This is a genomic window from Shewanella metallivivens, assembly GCF_028750675.1.
Classification (GTDB): domain Bacteria; phylum Pseudomonadota; class Gammaproteobacteria; order Enterobacterales; family Shewanellaceae; genus Shewanella; species Shewanella metallivivens.
The window spans coordinates 1-26,727 of the sequence record NZ_JAQQPZ010000002.1 but is presented as its reverse complement, the minus strand read 5'-3'; the positions used below and the strand labels follow the sequence as shown (position 1 = coordinate 26,727).

25 protein-coding genes are annotated in these 26,727 nt (G+C 43.2%); 12 read left to right on the top strand and 13 right to left on the bottom strand.

What is annotated here, in order from left to right; genetic code table 11:
* Positions 1 to 204: 204 nt before the first annotated feature.
* The 3 genes from PQR79_RS03005 to PQR79_RS02995 all read right to left on the bottom strand — a co-directional run bounded on the left by PQR79_RS03005 (position 205) and on the right by PQR79_RS02995 (position 2,199).
* A complete protein-coding gene (locus PQR79_RS03005; protein ID WP_238104343.1) occupies positions 205 to 447 on the bottom strand; it encodes an HP1242/YdcH family protein in 243 nt (80 codons plus the stop codon).
* Between the two features lie 10 nt (positions 448 to 457).
* Complete coding sequence (locus tag PQR79_RS03000) at positions 458 to 1,273, bottom strand: SDR family NAD(P)-dependent oxidoreductase (RefSeq protein WP_238104341.1); 816 nt, start codon at positions 1,271 to 1,273, stop codon at positions 458 to 460.
* A gap of 80 nt (positions 1,274 to 1,353) precedes the next feature.
* On the bottom strand, positions 1,354 to 2,199 hold the full coding sequence (locus PQR79_RS02995) for an enoyl-CoA hydratase/isomerase family protein (RefSeq protein ID WP_238104339.1): 846 nt from the start codon (positions 2,197 to 2,199) through the stop codon (positions 1,354 to 1,356).
* Between the two features lie 324 nt (positions 2,200 to 2,523).
* On the opposite strand from PQR79_RS02995, the gene PQR79_RS02990 reads away from it, so the two are divergent.
* From PQR79_RS02990 to PQR79_RS02980, 3 genes are all read left to right on the top strand, one after another.
* Positions 2,524 to 3,513 (top strand): zinc-dependent alcohol dehydrogenase family protein, encoded by a 990-nt coding sequence (locus tag PQR79_RS02990; RefSeq protein ID WP_238104337.1) that lies wholly within the window; start codon positions 2,524 to 2,526, stop codon positions 3,511 to 3,513.
* 131 nt (positions 3,514 to 3,644) lie between these two features.
* Complete coding sequence (locus PQR79_RS02985) at positions 3,645 to 5,000, top strand: MATE family efflux transporter (protein ID WP_238104335.1); 1,356 nt, start codon at positions 3,645 to 3,647, stop codon at positions 4,998 to 5,000.
* 35 nt (positions 5,001 to 5,035) lie between these two features.
* The gene (locus PQR79_RS02980; RefSeq protein ID WP_238104333.1) at positions 5,036 to 5,929 is read left to right on the top strand and encodes a LysR family transcriptional regulator; all 894 of its coding nucleotides are present in this window, start codon (positions 5,036 to 5,038) and stop codon (positions 5,927 to 5,929) included.
* Between the two features lie 17 nt (positions 5,930 to 5,946).
* Here PQR79_RS02980 and PQR79_RS02975 read toward each other — a convergent pair whose 3' ends face one another.
* From PQR79_RS02975 to pdsO, 3 genes are all read right to left on the bottom strand, one after another.
* The gene (locus PQR79_RS02975) at positions 5,947 to 6,552 is read right to left on the bottom strand and encodes a class GN sortase (protein WP_238104331.1); all 606 of its coding nucleotides are present in this window, start codon (positions 6,550 to 6,552) and stop codon (positions 5,947 to 5,949) included.
* An 11-nt stretch (positions 6,553 to 6,563) separates the two neighbouring features.
* Complete coding sequence (locus PQR79_RS02970; protein ID WP_238104329.1) at positions 6,564 to 8,726, bottom strand: marine proteobacterial sortase target protein; 2,163 nt, start codon at positions 8,724 to 8,726, stop codon at positions 6,564 to 6,566.
* 87 nt (positions 8,727 to 8,813) lie between these two features.
* Positions 8,814 to 9,575 carry a sortase-associated OmpA-like protein PdsO gene (gene pdsO / locus PQR79_RS02965; protein ID WP_238104327.1) on the bottom strand — a complete coding sequence of 254 codons (762 nt, stop codon included), beginning with the start codon at positions 9,573 to 9,575 and terminating at the stop codon, positions 8,814 to 8,816.
* Positions 9,576 to 9,813: 238 nt separating this feature from the next.
* Between pdsO and pdsR the strand changes: the two genes are divergently transcribed.
* The 4 genes from pdsR (at position 9,814) to PQR79_RS02945 (ending at position 14,440) form a co-directional block, all read left to right on the top strand.
* A complete protein-coding gene (gene pdsR, locus PQR79_RS02960; protein WP_238104325.1) occupies positions 9,814 to 10,503 on the top strand; it encodes a proteobacterial dedicated sortase system response regulator in 690 nt (229 codons plus the stop codon).
* A gap of 3 nt (positions 10,504 to 10,506) precedes the next feature.
* On the top strand, positions 10,507 to 12,678 hold the full coding sequence (gene pdsS, locus PQR79_RS02955) for a proteobacterial dedicated sortase system histidine kinase (RefSeq protein WP_238104323.1): 2,172 nt from the start codon (positions 10,507 to 10,509) through the stop codon (positions 12,676 to 12,678).
* 115 nt (positions 12,679 to 12,793) lie between these two features.
* Positions 12,794 to 13,984: a cystathionine beta-lyase gene (locus PQR79_RS02950; RefSeq protein ID WP_238104322.1), complete on the top strand. Its 1,191-nt coding sequence runs from the start codon at positions 12,794 to 12,796 to the stop codon at positions 13,982 to 13,984.
* A gap of 30 nt (positions 13,985 to 14,014) precedes the next feature.
* Positions 14,015 to 14,440: a hypothetical protein gene (locus PQR79_RS02945; protein WP_238104320.1), complete on the top strand. Its 426-nt coding sequence runs from the start codon at positions 14,015 to 14,017 to the stop codon at positions 14,438 to 14,440.
* Between the two features lie 56 nt (positions 14,441 to 14,496).
* On the opposite strand, the gene PQR79_RS02940 is transcribed toward PQR79_RS02945, so the two are convergent.
* The 3 genes from PQR79_RS02940 to trhO form a co-directional block, all read right to left on the bottom strand.
* A complete protein-coding gene (locus PQR79_RS02940) occupies positions 14,497 to 14,979 on the bottom strand; it encodes a CreA family protein (RefSeq protein WP_238104437.1) in 483 nt (160 codons plus the stop codon).
* 44 nt (positions 14,980 to 15,023) lie between these two features.
* Positions 15,024 to 16,430, bottom strand: coding sequence for a molecular chaperone (gene yegD / locus PQR79_RS02935; protein ID WP_238104318.1), 1,407 nt, complete (start codon positions 16,428 to 16,430; stop codon positions 15,024 to 15,026).
* Positions 16,431 to 16,667: 237 nt separating this feature from the next.
* Entirely contained in the window at positions 16,668 to 17,684 is a 1,017-nt protein-coding gene (trhO, locus tag PQR79_RS02930; protein ID WP_238104316.1) for an oxygen-dependent tRNA uridine(34) hydroxylase TrhO, read from the bottom strand.
* Between the two features lie 240 nt (positions 17,685 to 17,924).
* Between trhO and PQR79_RS02925 the strand changes: the two genes are divergently transcribed.
* Complete coding sequence (locus PQR79_RS02925) at positions 17,925 to 18,659, top strand: glutathione S-transferase (protein WP_238104314.1); 735 nt, start codon at positions 17,925 to 17,927, stop codon at positions 18,657 to 18,659.
* Positions 18,660 to 18,817: 158 nt separating this feature from the next.
* Complete coding sequence (locus PQR79_RS02920; protein ID WP_238104312.1) at positions 18,818 to 19,018, top strand: hypothetical protein; 201 nt, start codon at positions 18,818 to 18,820, stop codon at positions 19,016 to 19,018.
* 465 nt (positions 19,019 to 19,483) lie between these two features.
* On the opposite strand, the gene PQR79_RS02915 is transcribed toward PQR79_RS02920, so the two are convergent.
* Positions 19,484 to 21,673 (bottom strand): molybdopterin-containing oxidoreductase family protein, encoded by a 2,190-nt coding sequence (locus PQR79_RS02915; RefSeq protein ID WP_238104308.1) that lies wholly within the window; start codon positions 21,671 to 21,673, stop codon positions 19,484 to 19,486.
* 155 nt (positions 21,674 to 21,828) lie between these two features.
* On the opposite strand from PQR79_RS02915, the gene PQR79_RS02910 reads away from it, so the two are divergent.
* Positions 21,829 to 22,839 (top strand): AraC family transcriptional regulator, encoded by a 1,011-nt coding sequence (locus PQR79_RS02910; RefSeq protein WP_238104306.1) that lies wholly within the window; start codon positions 21,829 to 21,831, stop codon positions 22,837 to 22,839.
* A 563-nt stretch (positions 22,840 to 23,402) separates the two neighbouring features.
* Here the strand turns inward: PQR79_RS02910 and PQR79_RS02905 are convergent.
* On the bottom strand, positions 23,403 to 23,705 hold the full coding sequence (locus PQR79_RS02905; RefSeq protein ID WP_238104304.1) for a hypothetical protein: 303 nt from the start codon (positions 23,703 to 23,705) through the stop codon (positions 23,403 to 23,405).
* Positions 23,706 to 24,239: 534 nt separating this feature from the next.
* Here PQR79_RS02905 and PQR79_RS02900 point away from each other — a divergent pair.
* Both PQR79_RS02900 and PQR79_RS02895 read left to right on the top strand, forming a co-directional pair.
* Complete coding sequence (locus PQR79_RS02900; protein WP_238104302.1) at positions 24,240 to 24,479, top strand: type II toxin-antitoxin system ParD family antitoxin; 240 nt, start codon at positions 24,240 to 24,242, stop codon at positions 24,477 to 24,479.
* Complete coding sequence (locus PQR79_RS02895) at positions 24,479 to 24,772, top strand: type II toxin-antitoxin system RelE/ParE family toxin (protein WP_238104300.1); 294 nt, start codon at positions 24,479 to 24,481, stop codon at positions 24,770 to 24,772. Before PQR79_RS02900 ends, PQR79_RS02895 begins: the two co-directional genes overlap by 1 nt.
* A gap of 940 nt (positions 24,773 to 25,712) precedes the next feature.
* Here PQR79_RS02895 and PQR79_RS02890 read toward each other — a convergent pair.
* Together PQR79_RS02890 and PQR79_RS02885 are read right to left on the bottom strand one after the other, a co-directional pair.
* Positions 25,713 to 26,114: a hypothetical protein gene (locus tag PQR79_RS02890; RefSeq protein ID WP_238104296.1), complete on the bottom strand. Its 402-nt coding sequence runs from the start codon at positions 26,112 to 26,114 to the stop codon at positions 25,713 to 25,715.
* 336 nt (positions 26,115 to 26,450) lie between these two features.
* The coding region (locus PQR79_RS02885) for a transposase (RefSeq protein WP_274408377.1) at positions 26,451 to 26,727 on the bottom strand (277 nt) is incomplete at its 5' end.

The following is a 26,727-nucleotide window of genomic DNA, read 5'->3' as shown; positions in this document are numbered from 1 at the left end:
CCTGTAATTAAGTGATTAGGGCTGTCACCAACACAATGACCCTTTTTCCCGTCCATGGAGTTAACCGCTTGTTGTGCCAAATTAAGCCGCCAGCGAGTGACAATCTCACCTGACACATCATAAAGTCATAAAATATTGAATAAGATGCTCCTCAACATCCTATGAGGGCCGTAAATCCTGCTAGGTTAATAACGACTAATCGTATTATTTATTGCTATTAATTCGTTGATATAAAATATCTTTTAGCATTGACCTGCGATGCTTTAACTGGTGCATATCTTGGTCATTAATTGGTGCACCCTCTAACTCTAAGGTGCGAATTTCTTGATCAAGTTCATGATACTGATTGGCATCTGCTGCAAATTGACTGTCGGCAGCATTTAACTCAGTAATACGCTGGGTAAATTCTGGGAAATCAAGAATTAAACAATGGTTTTCACCTAACATAACAACCTCTTTATCCTAAATTGACTTGGGCGATAATTGATTCAATTGCTGCCACTAATTGTTGATTTTTAACAATGTTTAACGCATCGGCATGAGGCGCAGTAAATTGCCCCTGGTCATTATCGAAATAACGCCCTGATGCATGTGCAAATTCATCAGACAGTGCCGCACGACATAAAATATCAGCGCCAATATTTAAATCAGCACCAGCCATACCGTAGGCTTCTTTAACTAATTTACTGCCCAAAAATGACGCTGGGTTAACGGCAATAAAAGCCGGTCCGCGATGTTGTAATGTTGTCGCTAAATGCACTGACCACATAGTGATAGCCAGTTTGCTTTGCGCATATACCGCGCCATCAGCAGGTCCTGCATTTGCGCTGGCTAAGGCGGCTAAATTAACGCTAGCTTGCGCCGCAGAAGACAAGTTAACGACTCGGCCAGTGCTGCCTAGTAATGGCATTAATCGCTGCGTTAATAAGTAAGGCGCGATGGTATTGACCACAAAACGCACATCTAAATGATCAACACTGGTAATTTGCCCCACTTTGTATACACCGGCGTTATTGATAATCACATCAAGCTTATTGTGCTGAGCACTAATGGCATCAGCCAATGCTGCCGTTTCATGTAGGCTCGATAAATCAGCACGGTAGCTTTGTATGTCGCCGGCACCTGGTATGGCTTTTAGCTCGGCCTCAACCTGACTCAGTTTTTGGGCATTACGCCCGTGAATAAGGACGTGATGCCCTTCTGCAACCAACATTTTGGCTGTGGCTAAGCCAATACCGTCGGTGGCACCTGTGACTAAAATAATTCTTTTCATAGTGGTATCGTCTCGTTTCATTGAGTGGATGAGCAACGCCGACAAACTGCATCAGCGTTGATCATGGCACGCGATAAAGGTTAGTTAATTTCTTGGACTTTCATCACTAGCTCATTCCAATGACGCTGATTGTCGATGTCGTGCTCCAGCCCTTGCTCATCGGCAATGATAAAACGTTTAATGGCAGGCGTTTTGCTGGTTGCTTGATACAACCAATAGGCTTCGGCTTTTAATGCTTCTTCAATAGGCTTGTCGATAGATTCGTATACCGCTTGTTTACAGGCATTAATTGATTCAGCAGGAAATTGAGCAATGCGCTGCGCTAAGGCATCAACATAAGGACCAATTTCGTCTGGGTCTAATGCTTTATTAATGGTGCCGTACGCTTCAGCTTCATCGGCTGTAAAGTCACGTGCACTTAAAATAATTTCTAATGCACGGCCTAACCCAGTTTGACGTGCCATACGTGATGCTCCGCCACCACAAGGTAAAATGCCCATGCCTACTTCCATTTGCATAAACTTATATTTACCGCGAGCAGCAAAACGCATGTCACACGCTAAAGCAAACTCATGCCCGCCGCCACGCGCAAAACCTTCTAATTTAGCAATAGTCGCCTGTGGTAACTTACTAATTCGTTCTAGCACAACCTGTAAATCAAGTAGCTTTACATCTTCACGAGACACAGCTTCTGTTGACATGTCTTTTAAAAGATTAGTGTCGTAGTGTGATACCCACACTTCAGGATTGGCTGATTGAAACACTACCACTTTAACGTCGCGATCACGTTCAAGTCGCATGGCTAAGCCATTTAAATCCGCTAGCATCTCTTGGCCTTGTACATTAACAGTCCCAAAATCAAATGTAACCGTTAAAATAGCGCCCTCTTGGCTTGCTTTAAATGTTGTATAACCTTGATATTTCATTGGATTGTTCCTTGTTATTTATTCGTTATTACTTCTTGGCGATGAGCAAATGTGTACATTTCGTTAATCAGATTAACAAGGACTCTTTCATTTGATAATTGTCGTTACAGCATAAATAGTTTTAACTAATTATTAATAATACATGGTATGAAATGTTCTTAAGCTAATTTCTTATTAATAATCTCAACTTAATTTGGCTGTTTTTCATTCAAAACAATACCGATTATTAATAAAAACTTAAAACACAATGTTGTGCAAAGGCCATTATCATTAACACTCAAGCGCCTATACTAGCCTCACACAAACACAACGAGGTTTTACACAATGAAAGCTATGATTATTCGCGAATTTGGTGCTGCAGATGTTTTCGAGTCGGCAGACATTCTTAAACCAACAGTAAGTGCCGGTAATGTTTTGGTTCGCCTAGCAGCAACCAGTGTTAATACCATTGACATGATGATCCGTGAAATGGGCGAAGCATTGCCTTTCTCGCCTAAAGCCCCTGCAGTATTAGGCATGGACTTTGCGGGTACCATTGAAGCGGTCGGTGAAGGTGTTACTGGTTTTAACGTCGGCGATGAAATTTATGGCTGTGCTGGCGGTTTAGGTGATTTACCAGGCACACTTGCTCAGTACATGTTAGCTGACGCTAAGCTTATTGCCCACAAGCCTAAAAACCTCTCTATGCGTGAAGCCGCAGCATTGCCATTGGTGGGAATTACCGCATACGAGGGCTTAACTCGCGCAGGCATTACTGAAGGTAAAAGCGTACTTGTGCATGGTGGCGCCGGTGGTGTGGGCCACGTTGCGGTACAACTTGCAAAACATTTTGGTGCTGAAGTTTTTGCAACCGGCGCAGAAGGGTCTCAAGCAGCGTTAATTGAAAAGTTAGGCGCAAAAGCCATTAACTTTAAAACAGAAACGGTTGCCGATTACGTTACCAAACACACTGACGGTGCTGGCTTTGACATTATTTTAGATACTGTTGGCGGTGCAAACCTCACCAATTCTATTGAAGCCGCTAAACTAAACGGTCAAATCGCCACAACCTTATCGTTCATTGAATTAGATTTATCAATGGTACACATGAAAGGCTTATCATTACATGTGGTCTTTATGTTAATCCCAATGATGCACAACATAGGCCGTGAAGTACATGGCAACATTTTATCTGAACTGGCTAAGATTGTTGAAGCTGGCGCATTAGTTCCTGTTGTTGATGAACAGCGCTTCAGCCTAGAGCAAGTGACTGCCGCACATCAACATTTAGCTAGCGGCAAGGCCATTGGTAAAGTGGTTATTGATATTAACTAAACCACTTTAGGGCTCACATTGCTTATGTGAGCCCTGACTTTACAACATATTCCCTTTTTCAGCCGAGATTAAGCCATGTGTACGATGGCGTAACCCGCTAATTTATCCCTCATATTTGCACGGAAAAGTATATGCTTGTGGTATCTTCGCCTCTTCGTAGCCTTATCAATAAAACACTGCCTGTATGCATTGGTTTGTTTGCCATCATGTCGGTGCAATTAGTTGATTCCGTTTTTATCGGTTTATTAGGCGTTAACCAACTTGCCGTGCACGGCATGACATTACCCTTTCAAACATTGTTAATTGGTATTCAGGTGGGTATTGGCGTAGGCGCAACAGCAATTATGTCTCAGGCAATTGGTGCTCAAACCCTGTACAAAGCCCGCGCGATTGCCACGTTATCGGTTAACGGTGGCATAATATTGATGTCATTGGTTTGTTTACTTTTATGGCAACTCGACACGCAGATATTGCGAGTATTTATCCACCCCAATACCGATAACCCGCATTATGTTCTGTTAGTTAATTTATTTATCACTTACTGGCCATATTGGTTATTTAGCGCCTTAAGCGTGGCGGTACTTTACCTACTCACCAGTGTTTACCGAGCCCATGGCGACACCAAAACCACTGGTTTGATGTTTGTCACAGCCAGCATTATCAACCTAATATTCGATCCTTTGCTGATTTTCTATTTTGATATGGGCATCAAAGGGGCCGCCATTGCCTCAACCCTGGGTTATGGTATTGCCACCATCTATGTACTGTTTGAGCTCAAACCAAGACGGTGGTTTATTAGATTACCGCGACATGTCGGCACCCTTAACTATTGTTTAGAACTGATAAAAATGACCTCAGCGACCATTACCAACCAATTTTTACCCGCTGCTAGCGCATTTTTAGCCATGATGTTCATTGCAAAACTGGGCACAGATGCTATTGCGTTTTGGAGCTTATTGGCGCGTATTGAAAGTTTTTTACTGGTATTTACTTTAGCGCTAACCATGTCGATGCCACCTATGATTGGCCAGTATTTTGGTGCGCAGCAATATCATGCCATCGACACATTATTAAGCGCTGCGGCAAAACTGTTACTTGGTTTTACCGCCATAAGTGCCGTGCTATTTGCCTTGAGCACAGATTTACTATTGACACTCATTCCCCTAGAGACGCCATTAAATAATTGGTTAACCGCCGCACTGTGGATAATGCCCATCAGTTACGGGCCATTGGGAGTATGCATGGTGGCGGTATCGGTATTAAATGCGTTAGGCACCCCAAAAACAGCATTAATGGTGTCATTTGCAAGACTGTTTGTTTTGTATATTCCTGCCATTGCGATTGGCACTGCAACAGGTGATATGTTTTACACCCTCATTGGCGCCACAATCGCGAATATGTTGGCAGGCACCTTTGCATGGTTTAAGCTTAAAAATTACCTAAAAAGCACCCTAGATCATGCGCAGCCTTGTGTTGCAAACGCCTAATATGCCATGACGTTATCTTAATACAGGCTAATAAGATGAATTTTGAACACCTAAAACTGTTTGTCCGAGTCGCGTCAACCCACAACATCAGCCAAGCAGGAGAAGAATTAGGCTTGTCGCCTCCGGTTGCCAGCATGCACATCAATCGCTTAGAAGAAAGCCTAGGGGTGCGCCTAATTCACCGTACCACGCGCAAGGTCTCATTAACCGAAGAAGGCATGGCTTTTTTACCCCATGCAGAAGAAATCATTCAAAGCGTTGTGGTTGCCCGAGCGGCAGTCGGTAGTGGCGATGCCCAGCCTCAGGGGACATTAAGGATCACGGCACCGGCGTCTTTTGGCCGTATGCATTTAATGCCGGCGTTTAAGGCATTTGTCGCCCAATATCCTGCGCTGTATATCGATATTCGCTTAACCGATTCTATTGTCGACCTCGTTGAAGGTGGCTTTGATGTGGCTATTCGTAACGCACAATTACAAGATTCAAGCTTAATTGCCAAAAAGTTGGCCGTTGATAAACGCATAATGTGTGCCTCAGCTGAATATGTTGCCCAATATGGCAAACCCGAAACCCCGCAAGATTTACATCATCATCAATGTATTAATCAAGCAGGGCTTGAAAACTGGGTATTTAGCACACCTGATGGCCCCTTAAGCATGAAAATAAAAGGCTCAATTCGTATTGACCACGGAGAAGCAGTTCGCGATGCCTGTGCCAATGGAATGGGCATTGCAAAATGTGCCACATGGATAGCTTACGAGCATTTAAAACGTGGTGAAATGGTGCAAGTGCTTGAGGATTATCCATTAATTGACGAAGCTGCCATTTGGGCGGTTTACCCAAGCTCGCGGTTGTTAGCCCCCAAAGTGAGAGCATTTATCGATTACTTTTCCAATTATTATGGCAACCCGCCCTATTGGGATAAATAACCGGTTAAACAAAATTGTTACACCATGGGCTTGGCCTCAACGATATATCGGTATTCGGCATTACCGCTAAGCTGATCAAATGGATAGCAGGTAATTAAGGTGAGTTGGCTGTTTTCGGTTTGTTCGAGCACCTCGGTTGCGGTTTCGTGTACCACTTGCGTGGCAGTGATTTGATACACCTGTAACTCTCCCGTAGCACTGTATAGCTCAATCATGTCGCCAACATTAACGTATTGCAAGCGCATAAAATGACTGTCGCGGTGTCCTGCAATAATCGTATTCCCCTGCTCGCCGACACCTGCACCAGCTAACATCAAGCTCGGCCCAAAGGCTAAATTACGACCCGATGCGCCAGCCAATACATATAAATCGGGGCCTAATGCTTGTGTGCCTTGGGCATTGTGTTGCAACAAACGCATTTTGGCTACCGGATGCGTGTCGGCCCACGACCAAGGCTTGTGCGGCTGATTATCTACCAGCGTTTGTTCAAAAGCGCGCTCAATTAAAAACTGGGCAAAATGGGCTTTAGCTTGCATATATCCTCCTTGAACAATGAGCCCAAGGCCCAGCAATATTATCAGCGCCATAATCCATAAATGGGTTGTGGAATAAGATGGCTTCATTACTTCGCTCCTTAGGCATTGGTTTCAAGCACCAATACTTGTCCTGGTAAACGTTGGCGTAACCATAAATAGTGCAAGATACCCAAGCCCAGTAAGCTAAATCCAATCAATAACCACAAGCGACTTGACGTTGCGGTTTGTGGTAACACTTGTGCCTGATTGCCCACCTGCAAGCCATGGGGTAAATGCGATTGCACTTTGGCATCAATGGTGGTGTCGCTCATTGGGTTTACGGGAGTCACATCAACGGCAACTAAACTGGTTTGGCTGGTGACCAAATGGTATTGCATGCCTAATGCTTCAACTTGTTTATTGACTCTTGGACCACTCGCCGCATTTTTATATAGCTCCAGTGCAGTAATTTGCGCATTTGCCCACAATAAATCGATGCCTCTAGCGGGTTGGTTATCAGTAAAATCAAGTTGTTGCTGCCAATACTGGCCATTAATATTGCCAGACACTATGATAGGTTGTAACAGCTGGCTAGGCGATTTAATGCTGACCCATAACGGCTCGTTTTGGTATAAATCACTAATGGTTGATGGCCAATAATCAGGCACACTACCATCGAGATAGTACAAGCCAATATTCGTCAGTACAGGTTGCTCTATTTTAGTCAGCAACTGCGTTATCTTTTGTTTCACCTCAGTTTGTTTACCGATATAGGTAAAAGTGCCACGGCCCATGGTCGCGGCTCGGCGCATAAAGTCTGAATTAGGCGCAGAGCCAATCCCTACCGTAAATAATCTGCTATCACCCAGTTGATCGCTAATTAATTGATACAATTGTTGCTCATTGCCTACCGCGCCATCGGTCATAAATATCACCTGGCGTAACATAGACTCACCACGCACATTAACCGCATCAGGTTGAAGGGTATCAACCAAAGCGGCGGTGATCGCTGGCGCCATTTCGGTGCCACCATTTGCCTCAAGTGAGGCAATATAACGATTCGCTAAGCCCAGGTTACGACTCGTGGCAGTTAATGGCACTGGCGATAACATGCTTGTATGTTGGTTAAATTCAATAATATTAAACGTGTCGATATCACGAAGCCCCGCAATGGCAAATTGCAATGCTTGCTTGGCTTGCACAATCGATTGGCCAGACATAGAGCCTGAGGTATCAATCACTAAAATCAACTCACGGCCAATTAAATGCTGCTCGCTCACTTCAACACTAGGCGGCATTAACATCACTAATGAGTACACGCTTTGATCAACCGCGTTGGTGGTGATATTGTCATGCGAATTACCCGCTACGCTATGGGTTTTACCGGTTTGATAAAAGGTCGCCGCTTGTGGCAATGCGCCTACATCTGCCTGCCATTGCAATACAAAGTCGCGGTCGGCGATTTGCTTACCGTCAAAGCTTACGGTGTACCGCTGGCCATTCACACTTTGCTTAATGGGGTGATATAAACTATCAAGTGAATTGAGTGCAAAGCCCGCATCGATATTCACTTTCATGCTGACATTAATCCCTTGAGCACTGCTGATTTCACTCAGTTGATTAGGAATAATAGTCGGATCGATATACGCCACCTCCAACGCTTGTTTATCTTTGTCACTGCTTTGCTCAGGGTGATAACGCGGAGTAATGGCCATGGGAAAGCGCAGACTAAACAGGCCATCATTAAACTCAACCGTTTGTTGGTAACTTAACTCCACCACGAGCTGATCATGTGGGCCTAAGTTGGCCACCTCAGAGGAAAAAATATTGCGCCGCTGCTGTTGTAATAAACTGGCTTGCTTACCCTGTTTTTTCGCCGTTTCAAACGTCTGCAGCGCTTGCTTTTTAGGTTGAATTTGCCCTGCAATTATCTTGTCACCAATACGAAGTTGCATACTATCTACCGCGGCATTTTCAGGTAACGGAAACACATAACGACCATTAAGCCACTGGTCTGAATCATTAATAAACACTTGCTTAACCGTGACACGATTAAGTAAGCCAGACACATCCATACTGACTTGCGTATCCATCGCTAACGCTTGTATCACTTGATCTTTAGCAAAATAAACCAAAGTACCTTGAGTAATGTCATCGTCTGTCATAGCTGATGGTGACGCTTGTGCTGAAGCCGACAACATCAACAAGAGCAACACACTCACAAACCCATTTTGATGGCGTAAACGTACGGGTAAAAACGAAAACTGAAATAACCAAAACATAGCAACTCCTTACCCTGTTACGTTGATGCTGCCATATGGCGTAACAGGGTCACTATTTAACAAATCATAAAAAGAAGTAATGGGAAATTAGTTTGCTGCGAGTTCGGCATCAGGTGACATTAAGGTCAACGTCACACGGCGGTCGAAAAAGTCATTTTCATGATTTTGCTCTGCGTGTAATGGCAATGTCGCGCCGTAGGCTTGGCCATGTAAGCGTTGTTTATCAATACCCTGATTGACTAAATACTGGCTAACCTCAGCCAAGCGTTGCTCCGACAACGCCTGGTTATATTGGTCATCACCACGGCGGTCAGCATAACCGGTTAAATCTATTGTCAATTCTGGCGATAAGGTCATCATGTACGCCACATTGTCTAATTGCTGCTTAAATAATGGCTCTATTTGGCTCGAACCGGTTTTAAATTGCACATTCATGCCAATAGTGAGTTCATTAAGCGTTTGCTGTTGATTGGCTTTTAGCTCAGCGAGGTTAGTTTGTAACTCATAATACTTCTCAGACACCTGCACTAACTCTTGTTGTTGCAAATCCATGGCAATGAGTTGCTGCTGTTGCTCTACCAATGCGTGTTCTTGTTTTACTAACTGTTGATTTTTATCGGAAATTTCAGCTTCATCGGCCACCGTTTTACCAATAATGGTGCCAGTGAACGCCCCAATGATTGCGCCAACCGGACCTGCGACAACAGCACCGAGTAATATCCCCGAGCTTAAACCAACCAACTCTTCAGTATGTTCACGTTCATGTTGTGGCTCAACGGCAGTTGCCCATGCAGTGTGTGGTAATAAGATTGCGCTAATAACAGTGGCGGCGATAAGTTGCTTTTTCATAATGAGTCCCTTTTAGCAATAATGTGTAAAGTGAAAGTCATTGAGTTAACGTGCAACCAAATAACTTTATGCCGTTATTAAACAAAATATAAATGGCTTTATTGGGGAGCAAAAATGGCAATGTTGCGATCAAATGTGGCAACAATATGGCAATTGGCTGTGACGGCTTTTTTGGTGGATAAAATCCTGTATAGTCAGCAGGGTATCCATTTATATCCCTATGAATTGAAGTCACACCATGAAAAGAATTGCCATTGTTGAAGACGAAGCGGCTATCCGCGAAAACTACAAAGATGTACTGCAACAACAAGGTTACAGTGTCCAAGCTTATCCGAATCGCCCTGCTGCGATGTTGGCCTTTAATGCACGCCTGCCCGATTTAGCCATTATTGATATTGGTCTTGAACATGAAATTGATGGTGGATTTACCCTGTGTCAAGCTCTTAGGGCCATGTCGAGCAGCTTGCCGATTATCTTTTTAACCGCCCGTGACAGTGATTTCGACACGGTTTGCGGCTTGCGTTTAGGCGCCGATGATTATTTAACTAAAGATGTGAGTTTTCCGCATTTACTCGCACGGATTGCCGCATTGTTTCGCCGCTCAGAGCTGATTGGCTCAAGCCCAATTGAAGACAATCTGCTCGAGCGCGGCCATTTAACCATCGATGGCAACCGTATTCAGGTGTATTGGAAAAGCCAGCCTATTGAGCTTACCGTTACTGAGTTTTGGATGGTCCATGCGATGGCCAAACACCCGGGGCATGTACGCAGCCGTCAAGATTTAATGCAAGAAGCCAAAATCTACGTCGACGACAGTACCATTACCTCCCACGTAAAACGCATTCGTAAAAAGTTTATTGCCATCGATAATGAATTTGATTGTATCGACACGGTTTATGGCATGGGCTACCGCTGGGACAATATTTAATTTATGTATTTACCGTTAGGGCTGCGAGCCAAAGTCGTTATCTTGTCATTATTTTTACTCTGCCTGCCTTGGCTTGGGTACGAGTACGTATGGGAGATGGAAAAATACCTGCGTCATGGTCAAGAAAAAACCCTTGAGGGCACCACCCAAGCATTAGCCACTGCATTACACGAGCGGCCAAAACTGTTTGATAATCAGGCCAGTTTTTTAAATCAGGTAGAAAAAGGTCGCGATTTATACGCCTATCCCATTGCTGGCCCAATTCAATTAGACGGCAAATTAGCTGACTGGGACCTATACCAACACCGCACGTTAAATTATGCCGATAACCATCTCATTTATCGACGTAATGAATCCGAACCCACCAATATCAGCTTCACCCACATGGTGGGTAAATATGGCGGTTACTTATATGGCTATTTCGAGGTAAACGATCCACAAGTTGTGTTTCGTAGCCGTAAAAGTTTACGGATCGACAGAAACGATCATTTAGTGATGGCCACCCAGTCGCCAGATGGTCAATTTAGGCGTTACATTATTGCCAATACCAAAAGCGGTTGGTTAAGTGCATTTGAACTGCCCGCCGACCCCACTCAATCGACACCTGTTGAGCCTGAATCGCGTATACAGGGACAGTGGTTGCAAACAGATCAGGGGTATAATATCGAGTTTAGGCTGCCCCTCACCATGGTGGGCAGCAAATTGGGATTTGCCATTCATAACGTTAACGATACCAATAATCGTCAATTGGTTAATGTGATTGGCACCTCAGCCACCGACTCCGTTGCCAGTTTAGGTACGGTATTAGTGCCCTCGCCTGAAATCGAAAGCATTATTAAAGGCATGAGCCACAACAGCTCACGCATTTGGGTGGTCGATAATCATGGCCGTGTGTTAGCTAAGTCGGGCGATATTCGCACCTCGTCCAATACCTGGGCAGACGACTTGAATGTGAGTCAACCCAATTCATTTTGGCAACGTTTTCAGCAACAATATTTATTACCCATGTACTACAAAATACTCACCCGGCCCCCACAAGATTTTATTGACTCTCTGCAAGACTCAACCGAACTGACTGGCAGCCACATTGAAAAAGCCTTAAGTGGTAAGCAAGGTTCCACCTGGCGCTTAACCCCAGACAATAAAGCCGTTGTATTGGCTGCAGCCAGCCCCATTTGGATTGACGATAAAGTAATGGGAGTAGTGATTGCCGAAGAAACCACCCATGGTATTCGCAGTTTACGTAACCGCGCGCTTGAAAAGCTGTTCAACGTGATTTTAACCATTATGAGCATGGGCACACTGGCGCTGTTTATTTTTGCCTCGAGCATCTCGAGCCGTATCCGCCGTTTACGCGACCAAGCTGAATTGGCCATCGACAGTCAGGGCCGGGTTCGCCAACAAATTGTGGCGTCTAAAAATCGGGATGAAATTGGCGACTTATCACGCAGTTTTTCAAGTATTGTCAGTCGTTTAGGGCAATACACTCATTACCTTGAAAACATGTCTTCACGCTTGTCTCACGAGTTACGCACCCCAGTCGCGGTTGTGCGCAGTTCGCTTGAACATTTAGGCTTACAGCAACTTAACGAGCCATCGCAAAAATACGTTAATCGCGCTCAAGAAGGCGTTAATCGTCTGCACCTAATCTTAAATAATTTGAGTGAAGCCACACGATTAGAAGCCAGCTTAACCCAAGCAGAAAGCTGTCGGTTTTCGCTTAAAAAAGTCATTAGCGGCTGCATGCAGGGATACCAAATCACTTATCCTGAACAATTGTTTACCGTCCACATTGAAGACAAAGCCATGCCATGTCAGGGCGTGCCCGAATACATCGCCCAACTAATGGATAAACTGATTAATAACGCCATTGAGTTCAGCGATAAAGGCAGCGCTATTACGGTTAGCCTGACACAACTTCACAAGCAAGCCATTTTAAAGGTCAGTAATATCGGCCCTTTACTGCCTAAAGACATGGACAGCCAAATTTTTGAATCCATGGTGTCTATTCGTCCACAAGGCGTTAATGGTAAACCCCACTTAGGGCTAGGCTTATATATTGCCCGCCTAGTGACCGATTTTCATCATGGCAAAATTAAAGCCACTAACCTTTTAGAAGATAACATCCAAGGTGTCGAAATCTGTCTGACACTGCCTTTAATTGATGAAAAATAGTCAACCACAGCACTTAGGCGCTTTTATTTACGCTTGTAGGTGCTAGGATGACACCCAGATTTTATTTTTTGATATGCTAAGTCAGCGCTAAACGGCTGAATATGGAAGTGAACACATGAGCAAAAACGACAAACTCGCCACCCAAATTGTCAGTGTCGGCCGCGAGAAAAAATTCACCAAAGGTGTGATTAATCCCCCCGTATTTAGAGCCTCTACAGTGGTATTCGACACCATGGATGACATGCGGTTTGCGATTAAAAACAAAACCAACGGCGAAATGTTTTACGGCCGCCGCGGCACCCCAACCCACTTTTCATTTCAACAAGCCATCAGTGAACTTGAAGGCGGTGTGGGCACGGCGTTATACCCATCAGGCGCTGGGGCAATCAGTAGTGCATTATTGTCGTTTTTAAAAAGTGGCGACCATTTACTCATGGTCGACACAGCCTATGAACCCACGCGCGATTTATGTAATAAAATGCTCGCCGGATTTGGTATCGAAACCACCTACTACGACCCAATGATAGGTGAAGGCATTCGAGAGCTTATTCGTCCCAATACCAAGGTGCTGTTTTTAGAATCTCCTGGTTCCATCACCATGGAAGTGCAAGATGTACCAACATTAAGCCGCATCGCACACGAACACGACATGATTGTCATGCTCGATAATACCTGGGCATCACCGATTAACTCGCGCCCATTTGACATGGGTGTTGATGTATCGATTCAAGCCGCAACGAAATACATTGTTGGCCATTCAGACGTCATGTTGGGCACCGCAACCGCCAATGAAAAATGTTGGGAGCAACTGCGCGAAAACAGTTATTTAATGGGGCAAACCACCTCTCCAGACGATGTCTATCTTGCTGCCCGAGGTTTACGCACTTTAGGTGTGCGTATGGCGCAACATAATAAAAATGCCCTTAAAGTGGCAAACTGGTTAGCAAGCCGCCCAGAAGTCGATCACGTCCGCCACCCTGCGTTTGACACATGTCCCGGCCACGAGTTCTTTAAACGCGACTTTACTAGTGGCAATGGTCTATTTTCATTTGTATTAAAACAAGGTGACTTACAATCTGTTACCGCATTTGTTGAAAACATGGCACACTTTAAAATGGGCTTTTCATGGGGCGGTTTTGAAAGCTTGATTTTAGGCGTATTTGGTATTAATAATATTCGCACTGCCACCCAGTGGGATAGCAGCAAGCCGTTGATTAGATTACACATCGGCTTAGAAGATACCGATGACTTAATTGCCGATCTTGACGCGGCTTTTGAACGTTACAATGCCGTGTTAAACAAGTAAGCTTTTTATCAATCATTTAAAAGGACACAAATGAACTTTATCAGATTAATCATACTCAGCTTATGTATTGGGGTGACTTATTTCGCGTTAAGCATCGCAGCGATAGGACAGTCTGCTGCGGGTAATGTATTTTGGTGGTTTAACCTAAGTGGCTATCCTACCATCACCCATTTAGCTCAAAACGTTGTCGGGATAGGTTTAGTGGCGTTTATTCCGGCATTTGTGATTAAAAGCTATGAGCCAAGCAAACAATGGTTAGCGGTGACCATTGTAGTATTAGCAACCATGTTATTACACGGTAATCTGCATTACATGCCGTGGGACCCGATGGGTATTGTCAGGTTTATTTTTAGCACTTTGTTGTCGGGCGATATCGGCGCTACTGCCATGTTTTTCTATATCACCCTATTGCCAGTATTGTGGTTATGGATATTAAAACGTGCGGCACGGGTATAACCGCCAGCTCATCATTAAAAAGGAAATCTATTTTGATTGCCTTTTTTATTATGCGTTTATTTTGTGGTTAATGGTTTTTGCCAAGCTGCAGTGCCATATAGCGGCACGGTAGACAAGGCATGTTTATGGCTGCCATTGGTTTCTTTGGTTGAGTATGATAAATACAATAAGGTTTGATTTTCAGCATCAAAAATACGGCGCACTTTTAGGCTTTTAAATAAAATGCTCAAAGACTCCTTAAACACCACTTCACCATTTTTACCCATGTCAATGCTGGCGAGATCGGCCTGGCTAATCGGGCCAGTTTGACGACAACTGATGCTCATATCAGACGGGTCAGCTAAATCCAAATTGGCCTCAATACGGCTAATATGACAAGTCACTCCTGGTATTTTAGGATCGTGTTTTGCGTCAATAATCACATCTTTGGTGGTAAACAGCCCTAAGCTGACTTTCCCCACATCATCGCTACAACCACTCAGTACTACACAACCTACCAATGTTGCTAAAAATAGTGATGCCGTTTTAGACGCATCCATTGCAAACTTAAACCTTAATTGACTCAGCATAGTATTGACTCTATTTAGTTAAATGCATATTGGGCACAACGGGTTAACCCAGCCGTGACCGAACCAAAGTGATCGCCAACCACCACTTTTGCAGATGGATAAACACTGGCAATTTTTTGATATATCGCTGGGCTACGCGCTGTACCACCCGTAACATAAACAATATCAGGACAGCTTGGTATTGCGCAATCTTGTTGTTGAGCAACTGTCATTGCCGTTTGCATGGCTTGTTTCATTAACGCTTCAACTTTAGCTAATGGATCACTAATGGCTTGTTCAAACTGAGCGGCCGTGAGAGTGACAAACAAGTCTTTTTCAATAAAATCAAGTGAACACTCAGTTGTGTCAACGTCAGACAAACTGATTTTAGCCGTTTCAGCCTGGCGTACCACTTGGTAACTCATTTGATTTTTTTGCACCGTTTGTAAGCGTTTGAGTAGTTGTGGCTGTTCCGCCTCTTTTATCATTGACTCGACCAATTTACGCGATGCTAAGCTGACAAAATCGCGCTGGGCACTAATGTCGTTCACCGACACGGCATTCCAAAATGGCGCTCTTGGCATAGGTTTACCGTTAGTCATTACGCTATCTGCGCCAAAACTCGGCATTAAGCCTGTCATCGCCAGGGCGATGTCTAAATCGTTGCCGCCAATACGTTGGCCAGAATGGCCTAAACAATCTTGAGTACGATCGGTATTGTTACTGTGCGAAGGTCCCATCGTTACTACTGAACAATCCGTTGTACCGCCGCCAACGTCGACCACCAATACCGTATTATCGCTGTCTAGGGTTGACTCAAAATCCATCCCTGCGGCTAATGGCTCAAACAAGAATGTCACTTCAGTAAAGCCTGCGCGCGATGCCGCAAGACGTAAAATGGTTTCAGCTTGTTGGTTACTGTCTTCACCGCCTATACCTTGAAAGTTTACCGGCCGGCCAATCACCGCATGAGTTGCCGCTGGCAACGACTTTTGCTGCAGTGCGTTATCGGTCAGGGTTTTCACGTGTTGCATCATTAAGGTGACAATGTCTTCAAACAAGCCTATTTGATCTGGGCGCAGACCGTTAGCGCCTAAAAATGATTTTGGCGAACGGACATAAAATCCTTCTTCTGGCATTTCAAGGTATGCATCAATGGCCGCTTGCCCCACAAACACAGCTTGCTCATTAGGCAGCAAATCTAGCTCGTGGCGCATTTGCTTAGCACGCATTAATTGCGAGCTGCGAAGGTGAGAATATTCAGCTTTAAAGCTTTCTGGTAATCCTTGGTATACCGCTTCAGCAATGAGCTCGCGGTCCATGGCATATAAGGTTGAAGGCATAAAATCAGAATCGGCGGATAATGGCAGTAAGGTTACCGCACCGTCAATCATTACCCCTATTGCACAGTTGGCACTGCCATAATCAAATCCAACAAACATTGGCTTACCTTCAGTCGTCTAATCGAAAAAAGCGCTCAAAATAGCACACTTATAGCACTTGCTAAACCATTTATACGGGTTTAATAACAACTTTGCTCAAACACCATAAATAAAACCTAAATAATAAGTACTGAAAATATGCTATCTCAGATGGTTGGCATTCTTTGAGCACACAATCACAACAAAAAAGCCCAATCGTGACCGATTGGGCTCATTTTAAATAAGGCGTAGTAGGCGTTATTTTTTATTCACTTTCTCTTGCGCTTTACGCTGTGCTTCCTTTTTCTGACGGCGCGCTTCAATCACTTGATTAACGTCGCTACCGATATGTGCTTCACCCCGTTGCAACGCCAATTGCACTTGGCGTTCACGCTCAATAAAACGTTGACGCTGCTCAGCAGGAATTTTGTCAATACAATGCGGACAACTCACACCTTGTACATACGCTTCGGTCAGCTTTTCTTCTTCGGTGATCGGCATGCGACAAGCATTACATTGGTCATATTGACCTTTCTCTAGGCTGTGATTAACCGCCACGCGGTTATCAAACACAAAACACTCGCCTTCCCACATGCTTTGCTCTTGTTCAACTTCTTCAAGATACTTTAAAATGCCGCCTTCAAGGTGATACACCTCATCAAAGCCCTGCTCTTTTAAATACGCGGTTGATTTTTCACAGCGAATACCGCCAGTACAAAACATCGCCACTTTTTTATGTTTGGCAGGATCAAGATTCTGTTTTACGTACTCAGGAAACTCACGAAAAGTTTCGGTAACGGGGTTAACCGCATTTTTAAAGGTGCCGATTTTCACTTCGTAATCGTTACGGGTATCAACCAAGACCACATCAGGATCTGAAATCAGTGCATTCCAGTCTTTAGGCTTAACGTATGTTCCCACCACTTTACGCGGGTCAATCCCTTCAACGCCCATGGTCACAATTTCTTTTTTCAGCTTTACTTTGGTGCGATAAAACGGCATTTCATCATCAAAAGACAGCTTAGTGACAATATTATCTAGGCCCGGTTGCTGGTCTAACCAACTAAGTAGGTTATCGATCCCCTGCTGTGAGCTAGCAACGGTACCGTTAATGCCTTCTTGTGCCAGTAATAATGTGCCTTTCACCTCGTTTTGCTCCATCACAGCCAATAACGGCTGACGAATTGACTCAAAATGAGGCAAAGCAACAAACTTATAAAGGGCACACACAACGACTTGAACTGGGGATGTTGGGTCTATATTAATGTCTTGCATACAATGACAACTCCGCTGGCTGGAACTTAATTTCCAGTGCATATATAAAGACAGCGCACCATGCGCTAAGTCAAAAAAAACGGCGGAAAGTATACCTAAATCACAATTAAAACACACTCATAAATTCGATTTGCAAGTAAATTAGCCTTAAACTGTATTGTTAAAGTGCATATTGTTAACCCACTTTTATTTACGGCAATTCACATTACTCACTATCATCACTATTTAATAAGTTGCTTTATGAATTCAGCTATTTTGTACACGTTTCGTCGATGCCCCTATGCCATGCGAGCCCGTATTGGTTTGCACTTAAGCCAGTTAAACCCTAGCGTGCGTGAGATTGAACTTAAAAATAAACCGCAAGAGATGCTCAATGTATCAGCAAAAGGAACCGTGCCGGTGTTAATCACCTCTGAGCAACAAGTGATTGCAGAAAGTATTGAAATAATGCAGTTTTCATTGGCTCAATACCCAGACCTGAGTTCTCCCTGGCTAACACCCGATGCATACCAAACATTGCTCGATTGGCTGTCAAAACCACAAACGATGATCTGGATAAATGCTAATGACAATGACTTTAAACCCTGGTTAGATAAATACAAATATGCAGATAGGTTTCCCGAACAGAGCCAAAATTGGTATCGCCAACAGGCAGAAATATTTTTACAATTATTAGAAAGTAAATTAGCTCAACAAGCATTTTTATGTGCAGATAGCCCAACCATGGCGGATTTTGCTATTTTTCCGTTTATTCGTCAGTTTGCGAATGTCGAACCAGTTTGGTTTAACGCTTTACCCTACCCCAATGTCTATCGCTGGTTAACTCTTTTAGTCAACAGTTCGCTATTTCAAGCCGTCATGCATAAGTACTCATTGTGGTTACCCGAAAGAAGTATGATGCAGCTCAAACAATCGCAACAACAAAATGTAAAAATCATACCTTTGTGTAAAAATGAAAAAATTATGAATATTTAATGATTTACAGACTATTATTCTGACTTAAATTGCAGTAAATTATGTGAGGTAAGAATGATTTACTGCAAGAAGCATATGGATGTTGATTTTTTATATGCAGTATCTCAACTTAGGCTTACACTTAACGAAGTCATTGCTAGCATGCAAAGGAACATGACATGAACAATATGGATATTACGTTAGTCTTTATGCTTATCGCATTATTGATGTTGCATATTCACTTTTGCTATCGCGCTTTTACCTCAAAAGCACACATCAAAAATTCCCAACGAATCGTCTGGTCAATGCTCAGTTTGTTAATGGGCCCACTAGGTTATTACGTTTATCAAAACCTCATCCCACTCGATTTTTACGAATAGCTTGCAACAAAGCGTTCAGGTTTAATACCAATCCGACTCTTATACGATTAACTCATTGGTACCGTCTTTAACCGTTTTCATAAGCACAACGATGCGAACGAACCCATTAGTACACGGCTTAGCCTGATTTGCCTGAGTTTCGTTATGTTCCGCAACTGAACATATAAAACACAGGCATGGGAACAAAGGGCGATTTTTGCTGATCAGCATTTAAGATAACATCAAACTAAATATGACCATGTTACGAGTCAACGAGATAACACTTTTACTCATATTCATCGTCACTTATCAGGTCAATTGAATCCTCGCTGACCAGAAAGTCTAGGGCATGAGCCCCATATCTTTTTCTGTTAAACCAGCCTAGTGTTTTAGCAATCCTATTCATGGCGGGGTTTGTGTGATTCTGGCAAATAAAACCAGCCACTTTCATCATCATCTCAGCCTTAAAGACATTCAACCTCTGCTTCATTGCACGCCCTCCAGATTAATGTATTCACGCTTATCTTTACGTAAGTAAATCTTGCAGGGGACACCTTTGAGATGCGGAATGCCCTGCTCCTTGTCTAGATAATCATCGGAATCAGGGATAATAATGGCATCGTTATGCTCAAATGCGCCAAGATCCTTTTCCTCTGGCAGCCACCAGCCATGGGGCACACGGATCAGACCTTCGGGAAATTCGTCTCTAAAGGTCACTAACATGTGGATTTTACCCACAATTGTTTCAATGGTTGCCCAGTCATTTTCTTTTAGCCCATACTTTTTGGCATCATTAGGGTGCATAAATGTTCTAGGGAACTTATTTCGCCTTCTCAGCACTCGATTATGACGCTGGCCAGATTGAAAAAACTGCGGCTCGCGCAGCCCAACAAACAGTTTCAGTGGGTACTCATCACACACCTCAATATTTCGGTAGTAAGGCAAAGGATCGCATCCTAGTGTTTCTAAAACCGACGAATAAAGCTCTACTTTGCCACTGGGTGTCGCAAAGCCTGTGTCACGATAGCGATAGTATTTATAGCCCTCAAGTTTGAGCTTATACTTGTTTTTGAACGACTCAAAATCCATCCCCATCGGGGTTAATCGGTAATCAAATAACTCATTAATCGACTGCCAAGGAAAATACTCACCCAAGCCCATTCGATGCGCCAAACCATGCCAAAAATCATAAACATTGCGACACTCTCCTGGCGGCTTATACAATTGATTAGAGGTCATCATCATCGTGGCCCAGTTGTAGGTATCCATCAAATTAGGGCGCTCCATCCACGAGTCGCCAGGCAATACGTAGTCACATAAATTGGCTGTCGGCGTCATAAATTGCTCAAAACACACGTTTAGATCTTGGTTGAGCATCGCTTTTTTTATTAAATGTTGGTTGCCATAACCCATCAAGGCGTTATTGGCGATCGCAAAAAATGCTTTTACCGGGTACGGGTCGCCGTAGGCCATTGCACTAAACGTTGGCGATGGTACAGCCATATGCGTGCCTTTTACCAAGTTTGGGTACGCCTCGCCAAAGACTTTTTCACTGTATTGTTTGAGTAAGTCAGCAGCCTTAAATGTAAATACCGGATGCTTGTCATAACCTAACTGTTTTTTCTTTTGTGCTTCTGACAATAGCTCTGTGAGCTCAAGCTGAGACTCTGGGATCACTTCAGAATGTGACCCCATCAACATTTCACCGCCAGGTTTATCAAGATTGCCTGTAATCGCTCGCAATATTGAAATCGCACGAATGGCAGAAGTGCTACTCACATGTTGATCAGTAATAGGTGACCAAGGAATAATGGCACCATTTGCTTGAGCATACATGCGTGCGGACTCGCGAATAAGCGCGACAGAGACCCCAGTGATTTGCGAAACTGTCTCCAGTGAAAAATCTTGCTTGACTCTTTTTTCTAGTGCATCAAAGCCGATGCACCACTGTTCAACAAATTGTTTATCGTAGAGCTTTTCAGAAATAATCACGTTAATCCAACCCATGCACATTGCCACATCTGTGCCGGGTTTCACGGGTAAATGAATATCAGCCCTTTGCGCTTGTGCGCTGAGTCTGGGATCAAAAACAATCAATTTTGCACCGCGTTTTTCTGCCAGTTTCAGCCTAATGTATTCCCATACCCAACTTTGGCTGTTGGTATTATGGCCCATAACCACCACACACTGAGTGTTTTCAAAATCAGGAAGCGGCATCCAACCATAGGTGAGCCTGTTCACCGCGGCGGTATTACCAAGGCAAAGTGCAACAGGAGAAAGATAATTAGGTGTGCCCAACAAGTTCATAAACCTTCGTGTCATGCCCGATTCGGTTGAACTATTCCAGGGGCCACTGGTTACCACAAAGGCTTCTGGGCCATATTGTGCAATCACTTTTTTCAGTTTATCAGCTATCTCATCAAGCGCTTGGTCCCAGCTCACTTCTTGCCATTTACCTTCACCTCTTTGGCCTACACGTTTAAGGGGCTTAAGCAGACGGTTAGGATGCTCAAACGTTGTCTGTGCCAAACTGCCTTTTGCACAAATAGCCCCTGGAGCCATAGGGTTGTCGTAGTCTCCAGTTAACTTAAAGTGAGCCTCGCCCGCTTTTCTTGTGGCAACAAGTTGGCAAGAGATATCACAGGTTGCGCATAATACATGTTTGGTTTCCGTCATTAGGCTGCCCTCAATGTTAACAAGTAGTTAATAAGTCGAGTGACAGTAAGACTAACAATAAATAACCTGCTATATTTACCATTTGTGTTCACACTTTTACCATTTGTGTTCACTGATCGTGTTAGCCACATTCACGACAGCTTAGCGAGTAAAGCATGCACAAACTTCATAACAGTCCTTATTTGTTAAACAGCTTTCTGCACGAGTTTCCTAAATTAGTTCAGTTACATGGAGGTGATCTCACTGCGCTTTGTCAAGCCGTTGAACTGCCCGTTGAGGACGTCACACAAAAAAACAAATTAGTCGCATTCGACAAATTCATCCGTTTGTTAGAAGAGGCGGCAAACCAATTTAATTACCCTGAAATTGCCTTTGAGCTCGCGGCGAGACAGTCAATTGATACACTCGGGCCGGTATTTATGCTTTTAGAAGGATGTAACACCTTTGGCGAAGCCCTGCATCGAATACTTAACTATTTCGACATCATTACCTCTGGTTTACATATTGAAGTGAGAACGAGTTCGGCGCTATTAGAGCTGATTTTTCACGTTGAAATGCCGCAATTAATACATAGGCAACAATTTCAAAATTACTTGCTCGCCAGTTGCGTATCGATAATCAGAAACTTAATGGTTGGTAGATTTCCCATACGAGGTTGTTACTTTACCCGAGAAGAACATGATGCCAAGTTACAAAAGAAACACATCGAGTTTTTTGGCTGCCCCGTGGCATTTGGTTCAGATTCCATACGCTTAGTATTTAGCAGTGATATTCTCAAGGTCAACATAAAAGATGTGCAGGTTGAAGCACCAAACCTGATGATAGAACGCAAGCCTGAACCCTCTTTAAAAGCACAATTAGAGGCAATCTTGCCGTTATATTTGGCTAGTAGCACCACTAACTTGAGTACAATTGCAAAGGCTATGGGGTACTCCACTGCAACATTTCGTCGACGCTTAAAACACGCTTCTATATCATTTAGTGACACACTTGAAGCCATTAAACTGCATCATGCAAATCAATATTTACACAGCACCCACTACAGTTTAAACGACATATCTGCATTACTTGGCTACAGTAACCAAAGTGCTTTCACCCGAAGCTACATTAGATGGTACGGGATGACCCCAAGCCAGTACAGGCAGCGTATTAAGCGCCAAACATAAGTCTGAGCCAGTGCAACTGAACACTGCCCCTTTCATCTATCCAGAAAAATCTTAAAGGAGACCTGACCAACCATTATCTTAAAAAGCACGTAACTACCTTAATCGATTACAAAAAAGAATAATTGTCTGCACTGGCCCATAAGCCTGGCCGCTGAGTCTATTTCATGCTGAAGAACAAAACGGTGTTTGATGAACAACGATACTTAACAGAATAAGTCGCGTAATTAGGTGAGTTGAACGTCTAACCAGATGCTTATTAAAAAGAGAAGCGAGCATGACCGTGAATGATATAGCTAATGAAGCAATGACTTATCACCATCATCAGTATGACAAATACTATTTAAGCTATATCGCCTGCACTTGATTTTACCAACAATGACACCTTATTGGCGCTTAACAAGGAAATATTTGCCACCCATTATTATACATACATACCAACGCCCGCATCAGGGGCAGCAAATCGTAGCGGCGATTGGTTTAAACTTGGCGAAGCACCAAAACTAATCAACGCGTATTTTATGTCCCAGCGCCCCGCTTTTCAGGGTAGCGACTTGATACGCTTGTTAGCTGGCTACGCTCAATAGAGCCAACCACTCATCCTTACTTGCCAAAATAAACGTTTGGCTTTGGTTATCTTTGTATTGAATCTCAATAGCGTCAGAAGACAAAGGTAAGATCCCCGCCCCCTTCGCCTTAGACTTTTTAACACTCAATATTTGAGATCGCTCATAACAGTATGGGCCGAGACCAAGTTGTTTATTGTATGGCTCGAAGCTGATATGCCTCTCTGAAAGAGTTAGCTTCCCATCTGATTTTGCCGCACCATTTTGTATGGTCGCATGTGTTGACTTAATCACTTTGCTCATTTTACGCATCCTTTGTGCTTAGGTGATCCTTATATCCATGCTTATGATTTGCCAGCTAACGAGCCTGTAGAATTACTCGTTTTAACTCATGTTGATTAATGAATAAACAATATCTGAGTTTATATTTTGATTCAATCGTTTAGTCATTTTTAGATTATTACTTAACTTGCCCTTTTGTAAATTTTTCAGTGCGCTTTAGGGGTAATTTAGGCGGGTTTATAGCGTTTTTCGAGGTAATAGCCATTGGGGTTAGTGTAAATGGAAAACTCTATTTAACACATTCTGATTTTAAGGGAGGGTGACAGACTTACCTCCTTGATAGTGGGAAATCCACTAAGGTAAGTGTGGTTCAAATGACTGGCTTTTGGGCTCCGCGCAGCGGCTTAGTTCAACGCTGCAATAAGCGGCTTAAAACTATTGGTTAAAATAAGCGAGGCACGAACAAAAAACCAACTGTTTTTGTCCGTTTAATTGCCTTGCCATATTTTTTATACCATAATTCAATATATATTGGTATCGATAGGGTTTTACATTATGGCTAAAAATACGAGCGTAACACTAGGCGAACATTTTGATCAGTTTATAAATAAGCAACTTAAGTCAGGTCGCTATGGTTCAGCAAGTGAAGTTGTGCGCGCCGGTTTAAGAGTCTTAGAAGATCAGGAAACAAAGATAATGAATTTACGCAATATGCTAGCTGAAGGTGAAAACAGTGGCGTCGCAGATTATTCATATGACTCTTTGATTTCTGAGCTGGATAAAGATAACCGCTAATGTCGAAATTTGAATTATCAAATAAAGCCAAAAATGATTTAGTTAAAATAGCCAAATATACTCAATTAACTTGGGGAACATCGCAAAGGAATGATTACTTAAAACTGTTAGATAATACTTTCCATCAACTAGCAGGTGAGCCAATGCTAGGAGTTAATTGCGATTATATAAGAGAAGGTTACCGAAAACGTCCTCAAGGTAGCCACGTCATTTATTATAAAGAGCACCAATTAAAACAAATTTTGATTGTAAGAATATTTCACAAAAGTATGGATGTTAACCGCGCGCTCTGAAAAATATAACGTTTTAGTATTTATGCGTTGCGCAGTTTGCCAGGCATAAATCGCTTGTTGGACATTGGCCTTGGCCGATGACACATCCTAATTAATCGGTTTGTTTTATGCTATAAGATTTACACCCTAAATGAGCCTGAAACTAACTGTGCAAAANGCACCTCTGACTTGAATAGTGCCATCTTAGGGTTAACCAATAAATGTCTCGGCTTGGGCATCCTGCGTCGCTCTACCACCTAAAGCCATTTAGTCATAGTGACCCTAATATTTCAACGGCGTGAAAAGCGTCTGGCAGCATTCTTTCATTTAAAATAAATCGCACTAACAGAGCTTCTATATCTGTTTGTAGGCTGTTGTGACTAAAAGCACGATGATTTAACAGCTAAATGACAGACGAAGTAGATGAGTTTGTGGATTGACCATCTTGGATACTAAAGGTATTTGACTGCAAAAGCAGTCAAATTAGTTATGTTCGCCTATTGACTGGAGGAAGGCTCATATGTGTTAGCTGTATTACACACTACACTTGATAACAGCTTCTACATATCGATTAATTGCAGGTGTTCGATGGGCAACCACTGAACCCGTTTCTATGTAATTTGATAATTGAAATCCTTTGTTATTACAAAGTTCAGCTGATCTTTGGCTTAATAACGATTTAAGTTCACTATATGGAGAACTAGGTAACCCAATATATTTTACCCGCCAAATATTTAATTCTATTTGCTCTTCAAAATATCCGACATCACCAGCATTGGCAAATTCAATATAAGAATCAATATCTACTTTCTTGTAAGGGATATAATTCGATGAACAGCTAAAACTGAACAAGATAAATGTATAAAGAAATATGCGCATAGTTTATTGATACAGCTAACGCCGCCAACAGCGGCGAGCGTAGCGAGTCCGGCAGCCAAAGGCTGCGAATTGCTGGGCCTTGTTATGCGGCATGCTCGAACTCTACTGTGTAAAAATCACGTTCTTCGCTAACCTGACAAAGATTGTAACCTCGGAAATAAATTAGGTACTCACCGGGTTGCACACAATACTCTTCAAGCGCCTCTCTTGGCCATCCAAAAACACCTAGCCGACCACTCAAAATAGTTATTTGAGTTCTCACTTCAAAATCAGGTTCCAGTTCGCTCTGGTATTTTTCTCCAGGAGCAAAAGACTTCACTCTTGCAGTCATATCGCCTTCAGGACACAGAGCAACAATGTTGGCTAACCCGTTGTATCGCTGGCGCACGTGTTGATCACTCCAATCTTCAGGTGCGTCAGGATCTAATCCAGCATCGGCGACATAAAACTGTCTATAACTTGAATCGATAGTATGAGTTTTCATGCTTTAACCGCATAACGTTTTAGTATTTATGCGTTGCGCAGTTTGCAAGGCATAAATCGCTTGTTGGACTTGGCCGATGCCACATCCAAATTAATCGGTATGTTTTATGCTATAGGAATTTGCTTTTTTGCGGTAGTGGTATTTTGTACAACCTTTCGGCTAATTGTCTGTTCTGATTACACCTTTTAAGGTAGGTTTTGTCATTCTTCATCTTTTATCATTGCTCTTTCATCGTCCTATTTTCTGATTTGTCCACTTGAGGGTGTGTTTGGCTGCCTCACCCAACTGAATGTTAGCTAAGTTTGCTTTTATAACTGACAGCCCGACTGTCTCTGATTAACCTGACAACCTCAGCTTCGCCTCTCGCGCTAACATGGTCTGCAGTGGTACCAGCCCCATAAACATTAATCGTCCATTGGCACATTGCGGACAACACCAGTGCCCTAACGGCTCAGTGACCTTGATGCCTTTAAGGGCTTTTGTTGGCATTTGTTGTTGAATTAGGCTTAACTTTTTACGTCGACAACTGTTAGCCAAAAAACCAAAATGCCTTATCCGCATCACGCCTTTGGGCAGCACATGCAACAGGTAACGCCGGATAAACTCATCGGGG

Bases quoted from the DNA above. Each gene is read 5' to 3' on its own strand.
- PQR79_RS03005 (WP_238104343.1), bottom strand. From the start codon at position 447: ATGTTAGGTGAAAACCATTGTTTAATTCTTGATTTCCCAGAATTTACC.
- PQR79_RS03000 (WP_238104341.1), bottom strand. From the start codon at position 1,273: ATGAAAAGAATTATTTTAGTCACAGGTGCCACCGACGGTATTGGCTTA.
- PQR79_RS02995 (WP_238104339.1), bottom strand. From the start codon at position 2,199: ATGAAATATCAAGGTTATACAACATTTAAAGCAAGCCAAGAGGGCGCT.
- PQR79_RS02990 (WP_238104337.1), top strand. From the start codon at position 2,524: ATGAAAGCTATGATTATTCGCGAATTTGGTGCTGCAGATGTTTTCGAG.
- PQR79_RS02985 (WP_238104335.1), top strand. From the start codon at position 3,645: ATGCTTGTGGTATCTTCGCCTCTTCGTAGCCTTATCAATAAAACACTG.
- PQR79_RS02980 (WP_238104333.1), top strand. From the start codon at position 5,036: ATGAATTTTGAACACCTAAAACTGTTTGTCCGAGTCGCGTCAACCCAC.
- PQR79_RS02975 (WP_238104331.1), bottom strand. From the start codon at position 6,552: ATGAAGCCATCTTATTCCACAACCCATTTATGGATTATGGCGCTGATA.
- PQR79_RS02970 (WP_238104329.1), bottom strand. From the start codon at position 8,726: ATGTTTTGGTTATTTCAGTTTTCGTTTTTACCCGTACGTTTACGCCAT.
- pdsO (WP_238104327.1), bottom strand. From the start codon at position 9,575: ATGAAAAAGCAACTTATCGCCGCCACTGTTATTAGCGCAATCTTATTA.
- pdsR (WP_238104325.1), top strand. From the start codon at position 9,814: ATGAAAAGAATTGCCATTGTTGAAGACGAAGCGGCTATCCGCGAAAAC.
- pdsS (WP_238104323.1), top strand. From the start codon at position 10,507: ATGTATTTACCGTTAGGGCTGCGAGCCAAAGTCGTTATCTTGTCATTA.
- PQR79_RS02950 (WP_238104322.1), top strand. From the start codon at position 12,794: ATGAGCAAAAACGACAAACTCGCCACCCAAATTGTCAGTGTCGGCCGC.
- PQR79_RS02945 (WP_238104320.1), top strand. From the start codon at position 14,015: ATGAACTTTATCAGATTAATCATACTCAGCTTATGTATTGGGGTGACT.
- PQR79_RS02940 (WP_238104437.1), bottom strand. From the start codon at position 14,979: ATGGATGCGTCTAAAACGGCATCACTATTTTTAGCAACATTGGTAGGT.
- yegD (WP_238104318.1), bottom strand. From the start codon at position 16,430: ATGTTTGTTGGATTTGATTATGGCAGTGCCAACTGTGCAATAGGGGTA.
- trhO (WP_238104316.1), bottom strand. From the start codon at position 17,684: ATGCAAGACATTAATATAGACCCAACATCCCCAGTTCAAGTCGTTGTG.
- PQR79_RS02925 (WP_238104314.1), top strand. From the start codon at position 17,925: ATGAATTCAGCTATTTTGTACACGTTTCGTCGATGCCCCTATGCCATG.
- PQR79_RS02920 (WP_238104312.1), top strand. From the start codon at position 18,818: ATGAACAATATGGATATTACGTTAGTCTTTATGCTTATCGCATTATTG.
- PQR79_RS02915 (WP_238104308.1), bottom strand. From the start codon at position 21,673: ATGACGGAAACCAAACATGTATTATGCGCAACCTGTGATATCTCTTGC.
- PQR79_RS02910 (WP_238104306.1), top strand. From the start codon at position 21,829: ATGCACAAACTTCATAACAGTCCTTATTTGTTAAACAGCTTTCTGCAC.
- PQR79_RS02905 (WP_238104304.1), bottom strand. From the start codon at position 23,705: ATGAGCAAAGTGATTAAGTCAACACATGCGACCATACAAAATGGTGCG.
- PQR79_RS02900 (WP_238104302.1), top strand. From the start codon at position 24,240: ATGGCTAAAAATACGAGCGTAACACTAGGCGAACATTTTGATCAGTTT.
- PQR79_RS02895 (WP_238104300.1), top strand. From the start codon at position 24,479: ATGTCGAAATTTGAATTATCAAATAAAGCCAAAAATGATTTAGTTAAA.
- PQR79_RS02890 (WP_238104296.1), bottom strand. From the start codon at position 26,114: ATGAAAACTCATACTATCGATTCAAGTTATAGACAGTTTTATGTCGCC.